Origin of the sequence: Pseudomonas sp. 9AZ, from assembly GCF_902506525.1 — a bacterium.
GTDB classification, from domain to species: domain Bacteria; phylum Pseudomonadota; class Gammaproteobacteria; order Pseudomonadales; family Pseudomonadaceae; genus Aquipseudomonas; species Aquipseudomonas peli.
Window position 1 is genome coordinate 2,272,572 of sequence record NZ_LR733840.1, and the last position, 18,615, is coordinate 2,291,186.

Here is an 18,615-nt window from a genome sequence, read left to right on the forward strand (position 1 = left end):
AAAGGTAAATAGGCGGTAAAGAGGCTTTGCAGGGTGGCTGATAGTGAATATCGTTCACGCTCCCCAAGGAAGTGATTGTCGCCATGCCTGATACACAGCTCACCACCCGTCCTCGTAACCTGTCGCGCCAATGGCTGGTCGGCTCGCTTGCGCTGGTAGTTCTTGCCTTACTGTTGTGGTGGTTCTGGCCCAGCCCGCCGGAGGCGCCCGCACGGGGTGGGCCGTGGCGCGATGGTGGGCCGGTGCCCGTGCGTGTTGCCAACGTGACGCAAGGTGATTTCCCGGTTGAGCTCAAGGCCTTGGGTACCGTCACCGCCTATAACACGGTGAATGTGCGCGGCCGGGTCGAAGGTGAGCTAGTCAAGCTGCTGTTTAAGGACGGCCAACAGGTCAACGCCGGCGACTTGCTAGCGGTTATCGATCCGCGCTCTTATGAAATCGCCTTGCAGCAGGCCCAGGGCGCCTTGCAGGAAAGCCAAGCGCAACTGCGCAATGCCGAGTTGGACCTGGCGCGTTACCGCGGTCTGTACGCCGAAGATTCGATTGCCAAACAGACCCTCGACACTCAGGAATCTCTGGTCAACCAGTACCGGGGCGGGATCAAGAGCCTGCAAGCGGATGTCGCCACCGCGCGGCTGAACCTGGAGTTCACCCAGATTCGTGCACCGATTACCGGTCGCCTGGGTATCCGTCAGGCTGACGTGGGCAACTTGGTCAGCAGTGGCGATGCACTGCCTCTGGTGGTGATTACCCAAACCCTGCCGATTGCCGTGATGTTCACCCTGCCCGAAGCCGAGTTGCCGGCGGTGGTGCAGCAGCTGCGCGCAGGCGAAACCCTCGCGGTCGAGGCCTGGGACCGCAGTGAAAAACTCAAATTGGCCGAAGGCGAGCTGGAGAGCGTCGACAACCTGATCGATACCGCCACTGGTACGGTCAAGCTCAAAGCGCGTTTCGCCAACGCCGAAGAAATGCTGTTCCCCAACCAGTTCGTCAACGTGCGCCTGCGGGTGAAAACCCTGCAAAACGTCACCCTTATGCCGGCCGCCGCACTGCAGTTCGGCGCCAGCGGCACCTTCGCCTATGTGGTGGACGCTGAAGACAAGGTGCAGCTGACGCCGATCAGCGTTGGCGCCAGTGACGGCCAGCTCAGTGTGGTCGAGCAGGGGCTCAAGGCCGGGGATCGCCTGGTGCTTGAAGGCACTGACCGTTTGCGCTCCGGCAACAAGGTTGAGGTGATTGGCGACACACCGGCCGCCGCCCAGACCGCGCCGGCAACGCCTGAAGGCAAACGAGCACCGCGCGCCCAATGAACGCCTCTCGCCTGTTTATCCTGCGCCCGGTCGCCACCACGCTGATCATGCTGGCGATCTTCCTGAGCGGTCTGATTGCCTACCGATTGCTGCCCGTCTCGGCGCTGCCGGAAGTGGATTACCCGACCATCCGGGTAATGACCCTCTATCCCGGCGCCAGCCCGGATGTGATGACCAGTGCAGTCACTGCGCCGCTGGAGCGTCAGTTCGGTCAGATGGCCGGACTGAAACAGATGTCCTCGACCAGCTCCGGCGGCGCCTCGGTAATCACCCTGCGTTTTAACCTGGAAGTGAAGCTGGATGTCGCCGAACAGGAAGTGCAGGCCGCGATCAATGGCGCAAGCAATCTGCTGCCCGACGATTTACCCGCGCCGCCGGTGTACAACAAGGTCAACCCGGCCGACACACCGATACTGACCCTGGCCATCCGCTCGAACACTTTGCCGCTGCCGCAGGTGTTTGACCTGGTCGATACCCGCCTGGCGCAAAAGCTCGCGCAAACCAGCGGTGTTGGCTTGGTCAGCTTGGCCGGTGGGCAACGCCCGGCCGTGCGATTGCGGGTTAACCCGGAAGCGCTGGCTTCCTATGGCTTGAACCTCAGCGATGTGCGTACGCTGATCACCGCCAGCAACGTCAATCAGCCCAAGGGCAACTTCGACGGCCCGACGCGTGTGTCGCAGCTGGATGCCAACGATCAGCTGAAATCCGTCGACGAATACCGCGAGTTGATCCTCGGGTACAAGGACGGCGCCACGCTGCGCCTTAAAGATGTCGCCGAGATTATCGACGGCGCGGAAAACCTGCGCCTGGCCGCCTGGGCCAACCGTAATGAGGCGGTGCTGGTCAACGTGCAACGCCAGCCCGGAGCCAACGTGATTGATGTGGTCGACCGCATTCAGACGCTTTTGCCCCATCTGACCCAGGGCCTGCCGGCCAGCGTGGAAGTCAGCGTACTGACCGACCGTACCGAAACCATCCGGGCAGCGGTCAAGGGTGTGCAGCATGAATTGCTGCTGGCCATTGCCCTGGTGGTGCTGGTGACCTTCCTGTTTTTGCGCAAGGTGTCGGCGACCATCATCCCGTCCATCGTCGTGCCACTGTCGTTGATCGGCACCTTTGGTGTGATGTACCTGGCCGGTTTCACCATCAACAACTTGACGCTGATGGCGCTGACCATCGCCACCGGCTTTGTGGTGGACGATGCCATCGTCATGCTGGAGAACATCGCCCGCCACCTGGAAGAGGGCGAAACGCCGCTAAATGCGGCGCTCAAAGGCGCCAAACAAATCGGCTTTACCCTGGTGTCGCTGACTATTTCCTTGATTGCCGTGCTGATTCCGCTGCTGTTTATGGCCGATGTGGTGGGGCGCTTGTTCCGCGAATTTGCCATCACCCTGGCGGTAGCCATTCTGATTTCCCTGGTGGTATCGCTGACCCTGACGCCGATGATGTGCGCGCGCTTGCTCAAGGCGGAAAAGCCCGAGGAAGAAGGGCGTTTCTACCGCGCCGCTGGAGCGGTAATCGACGGCATGATCGCCCGTTACGGCGTATGGCTGACCTGGGTGCTCAAGCATCAGCCGCTGACCCTGCTGGTAGCCATCGGCACGCTGGCGTTGACCGTAGTGCTCTACCTCGTCGTGCCCAAAGGCTTTTTCCCGGTGCAGGACACCGGGGTGATCCAAGGCATTTCCGAGGCGCCGCAGTCGATTTCCTTCCGCGCCATGAGCGAGCGTCAGCAACGCCTGGCCGAAGTGATACTGCAGGACCCGGCCGTGGCCAGCCTGTCGTCCTACATCGGCGTGGACGGTGACAATCCAACACTCAATAGCGGGCGCCTGCTGATCAACCTGACGCCACGGGCCGAGCGCGATGTCAGCGCCAGCCAGATTATCGAACGGCTGCGCCCGGAACTGGCGCGGATTCCTGGCATTGAGCTGTATCTGCAGCCGGTGCAGGACCTTTCCATCGAGGATCGGGTCAGTCGCACGCAGTTCCAGTTCAGCATGGAGTCGCCGGATATCAGCCTGCTGGAAGAGTGGGTGCCCAAGCTGGTCAGTGCGCTGCGCGAGCAGCCGGAGCTGACTGACGTGGCCAGCGACCTGCAGAACCGTGGGCTGCAGGTGTTTCTGCAGATCGACCGCGATATGGCAGGGCGCCTTGGCGTGAGCATTGCCGATATCGACAACGCACTCTACGACGCCTTCGGTCAGAGGCAGATATCCACCATCTACACCCAGTCCAGCCAGTACCGTGTTGTGCTGGAGAGTGAGAACGCCGGCAGCATTGGCCCGGCGGCGTTGCGGCAGATTCACGTCAAGGCCGCCGACGGCCAGCAGGTCGCGCTGTCGACCCTGGCCCAAGTCGAGGAACGCGCCGCCAGCCTGTTGATCAACCACATCGGCCAATTCCCGGCCGCCACGCTGTCATTCAACCTGGCCAGCGGTGTATCGCTGGGCGAGGCGGTGGCAGTGATCGAGCGGGTCGAACAGCAGATCGGCATTCCGCCGGCGGTACAGACGCGCTTCCAGGGCGCTGCAGAAGCCTTTCGTGCGTCCTTGTCGAGCACCTTGCTGCTGATTCTCGCGGCCATCGTCACCATGTACATCGTGCTTGGCGTGCTTTACGAGAGCTACATCCACCCGATCACCATTCTCTCCACCTTGCCCTCGGCGGGGGTTGGCGCGCTGCTGGCGTTGCTGATCAGCGGCAACGAGCTGGGGCTGATTGCGATCATCGGCATCATTCTGCTGATCGGCATCGTCAAGAAGAACGCGATCATGATGATCGACTTCGCCCTAGACGCCGAACGCAACCAGGGCATGCAGCCGGAAGCGGCGATCTACCAGGCGGCGCTGCTGCGCTTTCGGCCGATTCTGATGACCACCTTGGCTGCGCTGTTTGGCGCGATTCCACTGATGCTGGCCACCGGCTCCGGCGCTGAACTGCGTCAACCGCTGGGCCTGGTGATGGTCGGCGGTTTGCTGCTAAGCCAGATCCTTACGTTGTTCACCACACCGGTGATTTACCTGTACTTCGATCGCCTGTCGCGGCGCATTAGCGGCCGTAGCGCGGCAGGGCTAGTGGTCAGCCGATGAACCTCTCTGCGCCCTTTATCCGCCGGCCGGTGGCGACCTTGCTGCTGAGCCTGGCGATTCTGCTGCTCGGCGGCGTCAGCTTTGGTTTGCTGCCGGTCGCGCCGCTGCCGCAGATGGATTTCCCCACGATCACCGTGCAGGCGAGCCTGCCCGGGGCCAGCCCGCAGATCATGGCGTCGAGTGTGGCCACACCGCTGGAACGCTCACTCGGCACCATTGCTGGCATCAGCCAGATGAACAGCCGCAGCAGCCAGGGCAGCACGCGGATCATGATCCAGTTTGACCTGGATCGGGACATCAACGCCGCCGCCCGCGAAGTGCAAGCGGCCATCAATGCCTCACGCGAGCTGCTGCCCAGTGGCATGCGTAGCATGCCGACCTACGCCAAGATCAACCCGTCGCAAGCGCCGATCATGGTGCTGTCGCTGACCAGCGACGTGCTCAACAAGGGCCAGCTGTATGACGTGGCTTCGACCATCCTGGCGCAGAAGCTCGCCCAGGTCACCGGTGTGGGTGAAGTGCAGATCGGCGGCAGTTCCTTGCCTGCCGTGCGTGTGGCGCTGGAGCCACGCTTGCTCGATCAGTACGGCATCGCCCTGGATGACGTGCGCCAGAGCATCAGCGCGGCCAACGCCAAACGGCCGAAAGGTGCGGTGGAAGATGCCGAGCGGCACTGGCAAGTACAGGCCAGCGATCAGCTGGAGAAAGCCGCCGATTACCTGCCGCTGATCATTCGCTACCAGGACGGCGCAGCCGTGCGACTGGGCGATGTCGCGAGCGTCACCGATGGTGTCGAGGACCGCTACAACAGCGGTTTCTTCAACGATGAGCAGGCGGTGCTGCTGGTCATCAACCGGCAGACCGGAGCCAATATCATTGAAACCATTGCTGGCATTCGCGAGCAGTTGCCGGCCTTGCGCGCGGTGATCCCCGCCAGTATCGAGTTGGAAGTGGCGATGGACCGCTCGCCAGTGATTCGCGCCACCCTGCATGAGGCCGAGCAAACCCTGCTGATCGCCGTGGTGTTGGTGATACTGGTGGTGTTCGCCTTCCTTGGCCGTTGGCGCGCAGCGCTGATTCCGGCCCTGGCCGTGCCGGTGTCGCTGGTCGGCACGTTTGCGGTGATGTACCTGCTGGATTTCTCCCTGAACAACCTGTCACTGATGGCGCTGATTATCGCCACCGGCCTAGTGGTGGACGACGCCATCGTCGTTTTGGAAAACATTTCGCGGCATATCGAGGCCGGTGAAACGCCCATGGTGGCGGCGTTCAAGGGCGCGCGCGAGGTAGGCTTCACCCTGCTGGCGATGAACCTGTCGCTGGTCGCGGTGTTTATCTCGATCCTGTTCATGGGCGGCATCGTCGAGCGGCTGTTCCGCGAGTTTTCCATCACCCTGGCCGTGGCCATCGTGATCTCCCTGCTGGTGTCGCTGACGCTGACGCCGATGCTCTGTGCGCGCTGGCTCAAGGCCGACACCGTTGAACGCCCGCCCAGCATCATGCAACGCTGGGGCGCGGCCGTGCAGACACGTGTGCTGGCGTTTTATGCAAGTGGGCTGGACTGGGCTCTCAAGCATTCGCTGCTGATGTTGTTCAGCCTGCTGGCCACTATCGCGCTGAATATCTTCCTGTTTGTCAGCGTGCCGAAAACCTTTATGCCGCAGCAGGACACCGGCCAATTGATCGGCTTTATTCGCGGCGATGACGGTCTGTCATTCCAGGTGATGCAGCCGAAAATGGAGATTTATCGCCGTGCCGTGCTGGCCGATCCTGCAGTAGAAAGCGTGGCCGGGTTTATTGGCGGCAGTGGCGGCATCAACAACGCCTTTATGATTGTGCGCTTGAAGCCAGTTACTGAGCGCAAGGTCGACGCCCAGGCGGTAATCAACCGCCTGCGCCAGTCAGTGCCGAAAGTGCCGGGCGGGCGGATGTTCCTGATGCCGGATCAGGACCTGCAGATCGGCGGGCGAGAAGGGCGCAGCTCGGAAAACGAGTACATGCTGCTGTCAGGCGACCTCGATGCCCTGCGCACTTGGTTGCCCCCCGTACGTGAAGCGTTGCGAGCCTTGCCAGAGCTGACCGATATCGATGCCAAAGAGGCCGAAGGCACTCAGCAGATTCGTCTAGTGGTTGACCGCGATGTGGCCAAACGCCTGGGCGTGGACATGAACATGATCACCGCTGTGCTGAATAACGCCTTTAGCCAGCGCCAGGTGTCGACCATTTACGACAGCCTCAATCAATACAGCGTGGTCATGGAGATCAATCCGAAGTTCGCTGAGTACCCGGAAACCCTCGACCAGATTCAGCTGATTACCAGCGAGGGCGCGCGGGTGCCCTTGTCCAGCTTTGCCCGCTGGGAGCGCAGCCTGGAAGAAGACCGGGTGAGCCACCAAGGGCAGTTTGCCGTGGAAAATATCGGTTTTTCCCTGGCCGAAGGGGTCAGCTTGGATCAAGCCAGCCAGGCCATTGATCGGGCCATTGCGCGCATTGCGTTACCCACGGAAGTTCAAGGCATGCTGGGTGGTACCGGTGGTGCCTTCCAGCAGACGCAACAGAATCAGCCATGGATGATCCTGATGGCCCTGGTCGTGGTGTATATCGTCCTCGGCGTACTGTACGAGAGCTATATCCACCCGCTGACTATTCTCTCCACCTTGCCATCGGCCGGCGTCGGCGCATTGCTGGCGTTGGAATTGATGAGCATCGAGTTCAGCCTGATTTCATTGTTGGGGCTGTTCCTGCTGATCGGCATCGTCAAAAAGAACGCGATTCTGATGATCGACCTGGCCCTGCAGCTTGAACGTCAGCAGCATATGAGCCCGCACGAGTCGATCCGCCAGGCATGCCTGCTGCGTTTCCGACCGATCATGATGACCACCCTGGCGGCGATTCTCGGCGCATTACCGCTGATGCTGAGCAGCGCCGAAGGCTCGGAAATGCGCCAGCCGCTGGGCATCACCATTGTCGGTGGGCTGGTATTGAGCCAGTTGCTGACCCTCTACACCACACCGGTGATCTACCTGTATTTCGACCGCCTGCGCCACCGGGTCAACCGCTGGCGCGGAGTGCGCACTGACGCTGCCCTGGAAACCCCGCTATGAAAGCCCTCGCTGCCTATCGTTTACCCACCTTGCTGGCGTTGAGTCTGGCCCTGAGCGCCTGTGCCATAGGCCCGGATTATCAACGCCCGCAGCTGCAAACCCCGGTGCAGTTCAAACAGATTGAAGGCTGGACCCAGGCCAAGCCCGGTGATGTGCTGGAGCGGGGCAGCTGGTGGCAGTTGTATGCCGACAGTGAGCTGAATGCCCTGGTCGACAGGCTTAATATCTCCAACCAGAATCTGGCCTCCAGTGAGGCGCAATATCGCCAGGCCCGTGCGTTGGTGCGTGGTGCGCGTGCGGCGTTCTACCCTAGCCTCTCGAGCAGTGCCGGTGCTACCCGTAGCAGCCAGGGCAACGGTTCCAATACCAGTAGCGTCAGCACCACAAGCAGCGCGGGGGGAGTCAGCAAGAGTTATGAACTTGGCCTGAATGCCGCCTGGGAGCTGGATATCTGGGGCAAGTTGCGCCGCTCGCTGGAGTCCAGCCGCGCCAGCTATGAGGCCAGCGCTGCCGACCTGGCGGCACTGAAGCTCAGCTTGCAGGCCGAGCTGGTGCAGAACTACCTGCAACTGCGCGTGCTGGATGATCAACAACGCCTACTTGATGCCACTGTGGCGGCCTATGAACGCTCGCTGAAACTCACGGAAAACCAGTACAACGCTGGCATCGTGCCGAAATCCGATGTCAGCCAGGCGCTGACCCAGTTGAAAAGCACTCAGGCTCAGGCCATCGACCTGAAATGGCAGCGTGCGCAGCTGGAGCATGCGATTGCCGTACTGATCGGCGTGCCGCCTAGCGAGCTGAGCATTGCCGTACGCGAGCAATTGCCCGCGTTGCCAGCAATCCCCGTGGCTTTGCCGTCGCAACTGCTGGAGCGCCGTCCCGATGTCGCTGCCGCGGAACGCCGGGTGATCGCCGCCAACGCCGAGATTGGCGTCGCCGAAGCCGCCTGGTATCCAGATCTGACCATTTCCGCCAGCGGCGGCTACCGTGGTAGCAGCTTTGCCGACTGGATCGATCTGCCCAACCGTTTCTGGTCGCTCGGCCCGCAGTTGGCGCTGACCCTGTTCGATGGCGGCGCGCGCAGTGCCGAGCTGGAACGCAGCGAAGCGGCCTACGACCAGACCGTGGCGCAATACCGCCAATCGGTGCTCGACAGCTTCCGTGAGGTGGAGGACTACCTGGTGCAACTGCGTGTGTTTCAACAGGAAGCCGTGATCCAGCAGGAAGCGCTGGATGCCGCCCGCGAATCCCTACGTCTGATCGAAAACCAATACCGCGCCGGTACAGTGGACTTCAACAGCGTGGTCAGTGTGCAGGCCACTGCGCTGAACAATGAACGCACCACCCTCAGCTTGCTGGGCAATCGTCTGACCGCCAGCGTGCAGCTGATCGCGGCGCTGGGTGGTGGTTGGCAGGATGAGTTCGAAGTGTCGGAGCAAGAAGCGCCCTAAGCGTCAGTACAGGTAACCGCCGTATTGACGCTTAAGACTTAGGGGCATGGTTATTCGCGGGATTTGCGGTTAACCGTTTGCGCGGCCTTGAGTATGTCTGCGCCAATCTCAGCTTCAAACTGCTGCCAAACCGGTTGCATGGCGGTGCGCCAGGCTGCACGTTGTTCGTCACTTAGGCTGATGATCTGGCTGCTGCCAGAGGCCTCAATACGCTGGCGATCAGCGCGATTGGCGGCCTCGGATTGGCGGTTCACCTCAAAACTCACTTCATCGATTATGGCTTCCAGCTCACTGCGAATACTGTGGGGGATGGAGAACCAGAAGCGCTGGTTACTGACCAGCATGTAGTCGAGCGCACCATGGTTGGTCTCGGTGATAAACGGCTGCAGGGTGTGCAGCTGCTTGGTGTAGATGTTCGACCAGGCATTCTCGGTGCCCTGTACCTTGCCGTTTTGCAGCGCGTCGAAGACCTCGGCAAAAGGCATCGCCAAAGGCGCGGCACCGATCTGATAGAACTGCGCTTCCAGCACGCTGGAAGGCTGAATGCGGAACTTCAAACCCACCGCATCACTGGGCACCTGCAGCGCTTTAGTCGCCGAGAGTTGCTTCATACCGTTATGCCAATACGCCAGGCCAATGATGTTGTGCGTCTCCATGGAGCGCAGCAGTTGACGGCCTTTGGCGCGCTTCTGGAAGCGCGTTACGGCTTCTAGGTCATCGAACAGGAAGGGCAGATCGAACACCTGCAACTGCTTGGTGTATTTCTCGAACTTGGCCAGCGACGGTGCGAGCAATTGCACCTCGTTGTTGGCCAAGGCCTGCAGCTCGTTGTTGTCGCCAAATAAGCTGGAAGCCGGATAAACCTCGACGTTGACCTTGCCTGCCAGACGCTGATCGACCAACTGTTTGAACAGTAAAGCGCCCTGGCCCTTGGGCGTGTGCTCATCGGCGACATGGGCAAACTTGATCAGGATGGGCTCCTGTTCTTGAGCGTGGCAAAGGTTGAATGCACTGAACAGTAGGGTGCCAATGGCTATAGCAGCAATCGACTTGAACATAGGAGAGTCCTTGGTTGAGGCAGGCGAGCAGTCTTGAATAATCGGGATCATCAGGCGCTATACGAAGGTTAAAGCGTAGCGGCTTTTTGCCAGCGCCCCGGGTGATTAACCTGGGGCACGTAGAAGGGGCTAGCTAGAGCGGCGCGGAGGTTACTGCACATGGCGAGACAGTGGAGTGCGATGGCGCACGTCTTAGAACCAGCACACGATCTGCTGCGCGTCGGCCCTACTGCGTTAAAAACAGGCTCGGCCCGCTTGCGGCTAACGCGCTTTAGCGTGACCCGCAGGGCGAGTGAAACGAGTCGTGCTCATTTACACCAGTAAACTCCGCTTCCTCACCTGTTTTCGCCTTGTGTAGCTCTAGCTCGCGAGATCGTGAACAGGCTCTTAACGCTTGTTGCGGTTAACCGTTTGTGCGGCCTTCATTATGTCGGCGCCGATCACCCCTTCGAACTGTTTCCACACCGGCTGCATGGCTTGGCGCCAGGCATCGCGTTGTTCATCGTTAAGGGCGATAACTTGCGTGCCGGTGGCTGCGGCGATGCGGTCGCGGTCGGCCTGGTTAGCGGCCTCGGCCTGGCGGTTCACCTCGTAGGTCACCTCGTCGATGATGCCTTCAAGCTCCATGCGGATCTGGTGCGGAATGCCGTACCAGAAACGTGGGTTGCTCACCAGCATGTAGTCGAGTACGCCATGGTTGGTCTCGGTTATAAACGGCTGCACCGTGTGCAGTTGCTTGCTGTAAATGTTTGACCAGGGGTTTTCCGCCCCCTGCACTTTGCCGCTTTTCAGCGCGTCGAAGACTTCGGCAAATGGCATAACCAGCGGCGTGGCGCCGAGCTGGTTGAACTGCGCCTCAAGCACCGATGAAGGCTGGATACGGAACTTCAAACCGGCTGCGTCACCCGGTACCAGCAGCGCTTTGGTTGCCGAAAGTTGCTTCATGCCGTTGTGCCAATAGGCCAGGCCGACAATGTTGTGGTCTTCCATAGAGCGCAGCAACTGGCGGCCTTTCGCGCGCTTCTGGAAGCGGTTGACGGCGTCCAGGTCATCGAACAGGAAAGGCAGGTCGAACACTTGCAATTGCTTGGTGTATTTCTCGAACTTGGCCAGCGACGGCGCCAGCAGTTGCACCTCGTTTTTAGCCAATGCGTCGAGCTCGTTGGCATCGCCGTACAGGCTGGAGTTGGGGTAGACCTCAACTTTTACCTTGTCGCCCAGTCGCTCCTCGGCCAGTTTCTTGAACAGCAATGCGCCTTGGCCTTTAGGGGTGTTGTCTGCCACCACATGGGCAAACTTGATCACGATTGGCCCCTTGTCGGTTGCCGCGTGAAGCGTGGTGGATGCCAGCAGCAGGCTGCCAGCGGCGAGGGCGCAGATCGACTTCAACATAGCGGATGGTCCTGTTGTTCTTATGTTGTGGTGCTGACGGCGAGCCAGGATGGGGCTTAGCAGGCTGGCATTCGTGTCAGATTAATTCGGCGACACATTCAATTGTTGTGCGCAGAGCACCGGCTATATCGCAATGCGTATGCCAGAGTAGCAGCAGGGCTGCAGGGCTGGTTCAGCCACAAAACATGCGTGATCAAACGCACAGTGAGTGGCGATAGCTCGCCATTTTCGGGCAAAAATCGGCAAAAATCCGCTTATAAGAGGGCGAGTGGCGTTTTACCGCCACCTGCAAAAGATTTGCGCTAAAGGGTCAGCGGCGCACTGCACGCCAGGCAGCTAGCAGGCTCAGCGCCAAGAGCAAGGCAACACTGAGCAATGTCCAGTACGTAAACGACAGGCCGAGAATGCTGTAGTCGTTCTCCCCGCACACACCTGCACTCATAAACACGCTGGGCAACCAATCATGCAGCGGCAGGTAAAAGGCATAGAAGGGGAAGGGCGAGCAACTGGAGCTTTCCAGCACGCCAGTTTCGATCAGCACCAAGTGCGTGTTGTCATACACCGCCATGCCCGCCGCAGCCAGCAGCAACGGCCATAACGGCAAGGTCAGCCAGCGCAGGCCAAGGGCTTCTGCAACCAGAATCAGCAAACTGAGAGCACCCCCACAAAGCAGCCACAGGCGAATCTGAATGCACAAGGTGCACGGCTCCCAGCCGGCCAGGTGCTGCAGCAGCAAAGCGCCGCCGAGCATGGCAACGCAGGCGAAGGCAATCAGGGCAAGTAAGGGCTTGAGTGAGGGTGTGCGGGACATCTGAATCTCCGGAAGGGGGGCGTTCGCATTTACTGACGCAGACACTGGACCGAGGCATCAGATACTCGGCGCGAATTTAAGTTGCAGGCCGGTGTGAACGATCCAGATACAGGGCCATCAGCGCAAGGATGATTGCCAGCGTATAGGCAAACAAGCCTAGGTTGATGCCCAAGATCATTTTTTCCGAACCATCGGACAACACCATCGAACCGCCATAGCTGCCACGCAATGCATAGGCCAGGAGAAACCCGCCGGTGACGAAGAAAGTCATCAGGCTGCTCAGCCGTAGGTTGGCTTTAAACCACACCAGCCAGAACGAGAACGCACCAATCGCGCAATTGGTCGCCAATTGCCAGACCTCATGCAAACGCGCATGTGCCTCCCAGCTGGGGTTAAACACGTGCGAGTCGTTCAACTCGAAAATCGGCACCACCACGGCATAAAACACGATGCCGAGGGTTACTAATGATTTGCCAAGCATGGCTAACGCTCCCTGCAGAACCGGGTTGGTTCGCCGCGAGCATAACGGCGCATCAGACATTGAACAAAGCCCTTAAATTTGAAAGTCAGAATTGCATCGCGAGCACCCCGTCGGCTGCCTAAGGTGTGTCGCACACCCCACTCAAGGAGTTGTTGCAATGACCCTACCCACTGATATCGCCCCCATTGCGCTACGCGTTCACGGCATAGCCCATGCCGAGGCCATGCATATTTGGCAAGGCGGGCTGGATGCCAACGGCCAGTTACCGGTGCAGCGCCCAGCTGAAGGCCTGGCTAATCCTTGCCGGCATTGTCTGAGCCTGATCACACCCGGTGCAACCAAGCTGGTGTTGGCTCACCGGCCCTTTGCAGCTCTGCAACCCTATGCCGAAACCGGGCCGATCTTTCTGCATCAGCAACCCTGTGAACGGTATGAACAGGCGACATTGCCTGCCTGGTTTGCGTTTCTGGAACCGGCAATTGTGCGTGGCTATGGCAGCGACGACTGGATTCGCTACGACACCGGTCAGGTGGTGCCCGGCAAATCATTAACAGCAGTTTGTCAGCAGATTCTCAGCGATCGCCAAGTGGCTTACGTGCATATCCGCTCCAAGTTCAACTGCTTCCAGTGTCGGGTCGAGCGGGCAAGCGAGGGTTAAGTCAAACAGGGGACTGTTCGGCGTTGGCTGCCACTTAGCGTTTGAGCAAGGTGGAATCCAGCTGATTGAAACATTGCACGATGCGCTCATGGCTGACATCGGCAAATTCCTTTTGCGTCAGGCTCACCAATACGCTGGTTTTTACTCGGCCAGAGCGCAGTTGGCGCTGCATAAAAGCCAGCACGTCGGCGTCGCTGGCATCAGGTGTTTGGCGGGTCTCATCCACGAATCGGCACTCAATTGGGGAGGGGATAAATGCGATCTATCAAGGCGCCAATAGGACGCCGATGGCCGTTACTTTATCAGCTGTTTTGCGGCATTGACTCTATAGTCACAGCGACATATACCCGGACTACTATAAAGGTCATACCCAAATCCTATTGGCTCGTTCGCAGTCCAGCTACCAAGCTGAGTCCACCCCGTTAGGTGAAAAACAACAGGAGAGAGACATGTCAAATGATGCGAAATGCCCATTCTCGGGTGCTACCGGAACCAACACTGTGGCGGGTGGCGCCCCAAAGAATGCCGACTGGTGGCCTAACCAACTCAGCCTGAAAATTCTTCATCAGCATTCCTCCAAGTCCGACCCCATGGGCGAAGGCTTCAATTACGCCGAGGAATTCAAGACGCTTGATCTGCATGCCGTTATTAAAGACCTCACTGCGTTGATGACCGATTCGCAAGACTGGTGGCCAGCCGACTGGGGGCATTACGGTGGTCTGATGATCCGTATGGCCTGGCACGCTGCCGGCACTTACCGCATCCACGATGGCCGTGGTGGTGCGAGCACTGGCAATCAACGCTTTGCGCCTCTCAACAGCTGGCCGGATAACGGCAACCTGGACAAGGCCCGCCGTCTGCTGTGGCCAATCAAGCAGAAGTACGGCCGTAAACTGTCCTGGGCTGACCTGTTCGTTCTGGCTGGTAACGTTGCGCTGGAATCCATGGGTTTCAAAACCTTCGGCTTTGCCGGCGGCCGTCCGGACATCTGGGAGCCGGAAGAAGACACCTACTGGGGTTCGGAAACCGAGTGGCTGGCCACCAGCGACAAACCGCACAGCCGCTACACCGGTAATCGCGAGCTGGAAAACCCGTTGGCCGCCGTGCAGATGGGCTTGATCTACGTTAACCCGGAAGGCCCGGACGGTAATCCTGACCCGCTGGCATCGGGCCGCGATGTGCGCGAAACCTTCGCCCGCATGGCGATGAACGACGAAGAAACCGTGGCGCTGGTAGCCGGCGGTCACACCTTCGGTAAAGCCCACGGCGCCGGTGATCCTTCCCTGGTTGGTCCTGAGCCAGAAGCCGCGCCGTTGGAAGAGCAAGGTCTGGGCTGGATCAACAAGCTAGGCACTGGCAAAGGCGTCCACACCACCACCAGTGGTATCGAAGGGGCTTGGAAACCGAACCCCACCACTTGGGATAACGGCTATTTCGACATGCTCTTCGGTTACGAGTGGGAACTGACCAAGAGCCCGGCCGGTGCCCATCAGTGGACACCGAAAAACGTCAAACCCGAGCACTTGATCCCGGATGCCCACGACCCGGCGAAGAAACACCCGCCGATGATGACCACTGCGGATTTGTCGCTGCGCATGGACCCGGCTTACGAGAAGATTTCTCGCCGTTTCCACCAGAACCCGCAGGAATTCGCTGATGCTTTTGCCCGCGCCTGGTTCAAATTGACCCACCGCGACATGGGCCCGCGTGCTCGTTACCTCGGCCCGCTGGTGCCGCAGGAAGAACTGATCTGGCAAGACCCGGTTCCGGCGGTCAATCATGCGCTGGTTGACGCGCAGGACATCGCTGGCCTCAAAGCCAAAGTCCTGGCGTCCGGCCTGTCGATTGCTCAGCTGGTCAATACGGCCTGGGCGTCAGCTTCCACCTACCGTGGCAGCGACAAGCGTGGTGGTGCCAACGGCGCGCGCATTCGTCTTGCCCCGCAGAAGGACTGGGAAGTTAACCAGCCGGCTGAACTGGCCAAGGTGCTGGCAGCGTTGGAAACCATCCAAAAAGACTTCAACGCCTCGGCTGCTGGCGGTAAGAAAGTCTCCCTGGCGGATCTGATCGTTCTGGCCGGTTCTGCCGCAGTGGAAGCTGCTGCCAAGAAGGCCGGTGTGGATGCCGTGGTGCCGTTTGCCCCAGGCCGTACTGACGCCACCCAGGATCAGACCGATGTCGAGTCCTTCGCGGTGCTAGAGCCCAAGGCCGACGGTTTCCGTAACTACGCCCGCAAGGGTTACGAAAACGTTGCGGCCGAGTTGCTGGTCGATAAGGCGCAGCTGCTGGAACTGACGTCACCGGAGATGACCGTGCTGATTGGCGGTCTGCGCGCGCTCAATGCCAATGCCGGCACAGCCCAGCATGGCGTGTTCACCAAGCGTCCGGAAACCCTGAGTAATGACTTCTTCGTCAACCTGCTCGACATGGGCACCAAGTGGCAGAAGTCTGCCAGCGAAGGTGTGCTGGAAGGCCGCGACCGTAAGACCGGCGACCTGAAATGGACCGCCACCCAGGTTGACCTGGTGTTCGGCTCCAATTCCCAGCTGCGCGCTCAGGCTGAGGTGTATGCCACCAGCGATGCCCCCGCGAAGTTTGTGCAGGACTTCGTGGCTGCCTGGACCAAGGTGATGAACCTGGATCGTTTCGATCTCAAGTGATCTGCCTTGAGGTCTGAACGACCTCCGTGAAACCACTTCGCCCCGCCATGGTCATTCCTGGCGGGGCGAAGTTTTTATACGTGCCTGATTAAGTTTGAGTTCAGCCAGCGACGTTAACGTAGCGTCACTTTCTAAATGTTATTGGAGTCACCGTATGTCGAACCTCGCCTTCCTACCGTTCAAGCAGGTCCCGGCCGCCGTCGCACTCTGCACTGCACTGTTTGCTAGCGGCGCGATGGCCAGCCAGCCGCAAATCTATGGCTTGCACGAGAAGGTTTCTTTGCAGGAACTGGACCTAGAACTGCCCGCCAAGCTCGATACGGGCGCCGAAACGGCTTCGCTCAGTGCCAAGAATATCGAGGTGTTCAAGCGTGATGGCGGCGAGTGGGTGCGCTTTCAGCTTGGCCTGGAAGACGCTCCGCATGCAAAGGTCATCGAAAAACCACTGGCGCGCATGAGCTATATCAAACGCCGTGCCGATGACCGTCAGCCGGGTGACAAGCAGCTCTACACCGAGCGCCCGGTGGTTGAGATGGACATCTGCGTGGGCGATGAACTGAAGAACATTGAGGTCAACCTGACCGACCGCAGTGCCTTTGAATACCCACTGCTGATCGGCTCGACTGCTCTCAAAGAATTCAACGCCGCCGTCAGCCCCGGCGTGCGCTACTCGGCTGGGCAGCCGAGTTGTGTGCAGGCTAGTTGAGCGTAAGAACACAAAAGATTTGGCCCGGACAAGGGAGTGGGTTGGACCCACAGTCGCTGGCGAGGAGGGCAGCTTTAGGCCAATAGCGGTCATTCGCCAGGGGCTGCGTCCGACCCGAATCGAACAGTTGCGAAAGGAAAAAATCGGTAAGTAGCAGTCATTGACCGTCTACAAAACAAGGAACTTTTGAATATGACTAAGCCTAGTGCCCAGGTGCTATGGCACCCAACAGGGCTATGATGAAGAGTGTCCAGTCGTTGAGTATATGAGCGCCTGTAGAGACCCAGATGTTCTTAGTCATGATGTAGGGCAGCAGCAGGATCAGCCGCGCGCTGCCGATCACGACGAACGCCTGCACCATATTCCAATCATAGGTCGGCAGGTGTGCGGCGCCGAAGAGCAGTGCCACCAAGAGCCATGCACCAACGATCGCTCGCTTGCGTGACCAGTGCAGATGCGTGATCAAGAACGCCATTAGTGCTAAGAATGGCAAGATCGTGAGCAGTTCTTCCCCCAATAGCTGTGGCAGCGTCTTGAGAAAAAAGAGTAGGAGCTCAACTGGTGTTTGCGTTGCCATAGCGGCGAAAGCCGGGTTCGAGTGCGTACCCAGGGACTGGCTGACCGCCAGGCCTATGACCATGGTGACCACGATGTTGAGCAGCGCGAACAGTATCATCCACTTGATGTCGCGCCCCGTGACCTTACGGAACAGCTCTTTCCAATAATGCGGAGTCACACACGACAGCACCGCGAGCGGGATAGCGAAGAACAAAGTTGCGGGGATAAATTGCCCAATATTCCCTGCGAACATTGGCAATGGTGCTATCAGTACTAGGAATCCGGCCAGCACCCCCAACATCAGCAGCAGCCATTGCGCACCTGAAAAGCCTACGGGTTTGCCGTTGTAGTAGGGGAAGTCGTTGGTAAGGTACTGCAGCCCGAGGAAGTGCTCATCTGCCCCTGATTTTTCTGCTGTTGCCTGCTTAGAGTTAGGCATTGGTGGCCCCCTCCGACATGACGTCCCAGAGGCATGAGAAAACCATGCTGCAGTTTATTGCGTTGCATGAGAAGTGTACGGTCAGATGCTCCAATGCCTGCATCGCCTTCTGTAGTCCTTTGCCATGAAGTTCTGAGTCAGCCGGGATAATGAACATTCAAATTCCAAATCGGGTACTCCAGCTATGGATCTCTACGCATGATCTAAATAGGAGTGAGCCAAAGATTCAGGCATATGGTAGCAATAGATGACTTCGGCACTGGCTACTTCAGTTTGCAGTATCTGCAGCAGCTACTGTTGGATGCCCTGAAGATCGACAAGTCCTTCGTGAGCAGAATAAGTGATGGGCAGGCCATCACTCCGCATAACCGTTCTTCCTGGCCCTGGTGCTGATCGAGTGTGCCGACTTGGTGTTCGCGGTGGACAGCGTGCCGGCGATCTTCGCCATTACCCAGGATCCTTTCATCGTCTACACCTCGAACATCTTTGCCATCCTTGGTTTGCGTGCGTTGTACTTCGCCTTGGCGGCGATGATTCACCGCTTCGCTTACCTCAAGTACGCACTGGCGTTAGTGCTGGTGTTTATCGGCGGAAAGATCTTCCTGGTTGGCATCATCCGCAAAATCCCGGCTGTGATTTCCTTGAGCGTGACTCTGGGCCTATTGCTGGGCGGTGTGCTGCTTTCACTTTGGAAAACCCGTGGTCAGCACCCAGCTAGCCCGCAGGTCTGAATCCATATGGGTGGCGGCTGTCAGTCGGCGGCCACCGATCTAATTAAACTGCCGAGCAGTTTACAGACCCTAGCTGACCGCTCTTGGCTGAAAGCAATCCTCCCCAAATAAAAAAGCCCCATGGCAAGGAGCAACTGCCATGGGGCGGGAAGGGGTTG

Annotated in this window: 13 protein-coding genes and 2 pseudogenes; 9 read left to right on the forward strand and 6 right to left on the reverse strand. The window is 59.1% G+C overall.

Features of this window, described 5'->3' with window-relative positions; all coding sequences use genetic code 11:
* The first annotated feature begins 83 nt into the window (after positions 1–83).
* The 4 genes from ALTER154_RS10590 to ALTER154_RS10605 are packed head-to-tail and all read left to right on the forward strand — an operon-like array spanning position 84 to position 8,963.
* Positions 84–1,310, forward strand: a complete 1,227-nt coding sequence (locus tag ALTER154_RS10590; RefSeq protein WP_160086857.1) for an MdtA/MuxA family multidrug efflux RND transporter periplasmic adaptor subunit — start codon at positions 84–86, stop codon at positions 1,308–1,310.
* The gene (locus ALTER154_RS10595; RefSeq protein WP_160086859.1) at positions 1,307–4,405 is read left to right on the forward strand and encodes an MdtB/MuxB family multidrug efflux RND transporter permease subunit; all 3,099 of its coding nucleotides are present in this window, start codon (positions 1,307–1,309) and stop codon (positions 4,403–4,405) included. Before ALTER154_RS10590 ends, ALTER154_RS10595 begins: the two co-directional genes overlap by 4 nt.
* Positions 4,402–7,509 carry an efflux RND transporter permease subunit gene (locus ALTER154_RS10600; protein ID WP_160086861.1) on the forward strand — a complete coding sequence of 1,036 codons (3,108 nt, stop codon included), beginning with the start codon at positions 4,402–4,404 and terminating at the stop codon, positions 7,507–7,509. Before ALTER154_RS10595 ends, ALTER154_RS10600 begins: the two co-directional genes overlap by 4 nt.
* Positions 7,506–8,963: an efflux transporter outer membrane subunit gene (locus ALTER154_RS10605; protein ID WP_160086863.1), complete on the forward strand. Its 1,458-nt coding sequence runs from the start codon at positions 7,506–7,508 to the stop codon at positions 8,961–8,963. The genes ALTER154_RS10600 and ALTER154_RS10605 overlap by 4 nt, the downstream gene beginning before the upstream one ends.
* A 50-nt stretch (positions 8,964–9,013) precedes the next feature.
* Here ALTER154_RS10605 and ALTER154_RS10610 read toward each other — a convergent pair whose 3' ends face one another.
* The 4 genes from ALTER154_RS10610 to ALTER154_RS10625 all read right to left on the reverse strand — a co-directional run bounded on the left by ALTER154_RS10610 (position 9,014) and on the right by ALTER154_RS10625 (position 12,705).
* Positions 9,014–10,021: a DctP family TRAP transporter solute-binding subunit gene (locus tag ALTER154_RS10610; RefSeq protein ID WP_160086865.1), complete on the reverse strand. Its 1,008-nt coding sequence runs from the start codon at positions 10,019–10,021 to the stop codon at positions 9,014–9,016.
* A 387-nt stretch (positions 10,022–10,408) separates the two neighbouring features.
* Positions 10,409–11,413 (reverse strand): TRAP transporter substrate-binding protein, encoded by a 1,005-nt coding sequence (locus ALTER154_RS10615; RefSeq protein ID WP_160086867.1) that lies wholly within the window; start codon positions 11,411–11,413, stop codon positions 10,409–10,411.
* Between the two features lie 310 nt (positions 11,414–11,723).
* Complete coding sequence (locus ALTER154_RS10620) at positions 11,724–12,224, reverse strand: disulfide bond formation protein B (protein WP_160086869.1); 501 nt, start codon at positions 12,222–12,224, stop codon at positions 11,724–11,726.
* 76 nt (positions 12,225–12,300) lie between these two features.
* The gene (locus tag ALTER154_RS10625) at positions 12,301–12,705 is read right to left on the reverse strand and encodes a hypothetical protein (protein ID WP_160086871.1); all 405 of its coding nucleotides are present in this window, start codon (positions 12,703–12,705) and stop codon (positions 12,301–12,303) included.
* 157 nt (positions 12,706–12,862) lie between these two features.
* Here ALTER154_RS10625 and ALTER154_RS10630 point away from each other — a divergent pair, with 157 nt between their 5' ends.
* On the forward strand, positions 12,863–13,363 hold the full coding sequence (locus ALTER154_RS10630; RefSeq protein ID WP_160086873.1) for a DUF1203 domain-containing protein: 501 nt from the start codon (positions 12,863–12,865) through the stop codon (positions 13,361–13,363).
* Between the two features lie 34 nt (positions 13,364–13,397).
* Here the strand turns inward: ALTER154_RS10630 and ALTER154_RS10635 are convergent, their stop codons facing one another.
* The gene (locus ALTER154_RS10635; protein ID WP_160086875.1) at positions 13,398–13,589 is read right to left on the reverse strand and encodes a hypothetical protein; all 192 of its coding nucleotides are present in this window, start codon (positions 13,587–13,589) and stop codon (positions 13,398–13,400) included.
* 223 nt (positions 13,590–13,812) lie between these two features.
* Here ALTER154_RS10635 and katG point away from each other — a divergent pair, with 223 nt between their 5' ends.
* Both katG and ALTER154_RS10645 read left to right on the forward strand, forming a co-directional pair.
* Positions 13,813–16,023, forward strand: coding sequence for a catalase/peroxidase HPI (katG, locus tag ALTER154_RS10640; RefSeq protein ID WP_160086877.1), 2,211 nt, complete (start codon positions 13,813–13,815; stop codon positions 16,021–16,023).
* Positions 16,024–16,258: 235 nt separating this feature from the next.
* A complete protein-coding gene (locus tag ALTER154_RS10645; RefSeq protein ID WP_241693787.1) occupies positions 16,259–16,729 on the forward strand; it encodes an ATP-dependent zinc protease in 471 nt (156 codons plus the stop codon).
* Positions 16,730–16,931: 202 nt separating this feature from the next.
* Here ALTER154_RS10645 and ALTER154_RS10650 read toward each other — a convergent pair whose 3' ends face one another.
* Entirely contained in the window at positions 16,932–17,726 is a 795-nt protein-coding gene (locus tag ALTER154_RS10650; protein ID WP_160086881.1) for a CPBP family intramembrane glutamic endopeptidase, read from the reverse strand.
* A 234-nt stretch (positions 17,727–17,960) separates the two neighbouring features.
* Between ALTER154_RS10650 and ALTER154_RS21030 the strand changes: the two are divergent.
* Together ALTER154_RS21030 and ALTER154_RS10660 are read left to right on the forward strand one after the other, a co-directional pair.
* Positions 17,961–18,080 (forward strand): annotated as a pseudogene (locus ALTER154_RS21030) (EAL domain-containing protein); the annotation flags it as partial.
* 14 nt (positions 18,081–18,094) lie between these two features.
* A pseudogene (locus ALTER154_RS10660) lies at positions 18,095–18,457 on the forward strand (TerC family protein); the annotation flags it as partial.
* Between the last annotated feature and the right edge of the window lie 158 nt (positions 18,458–18,615).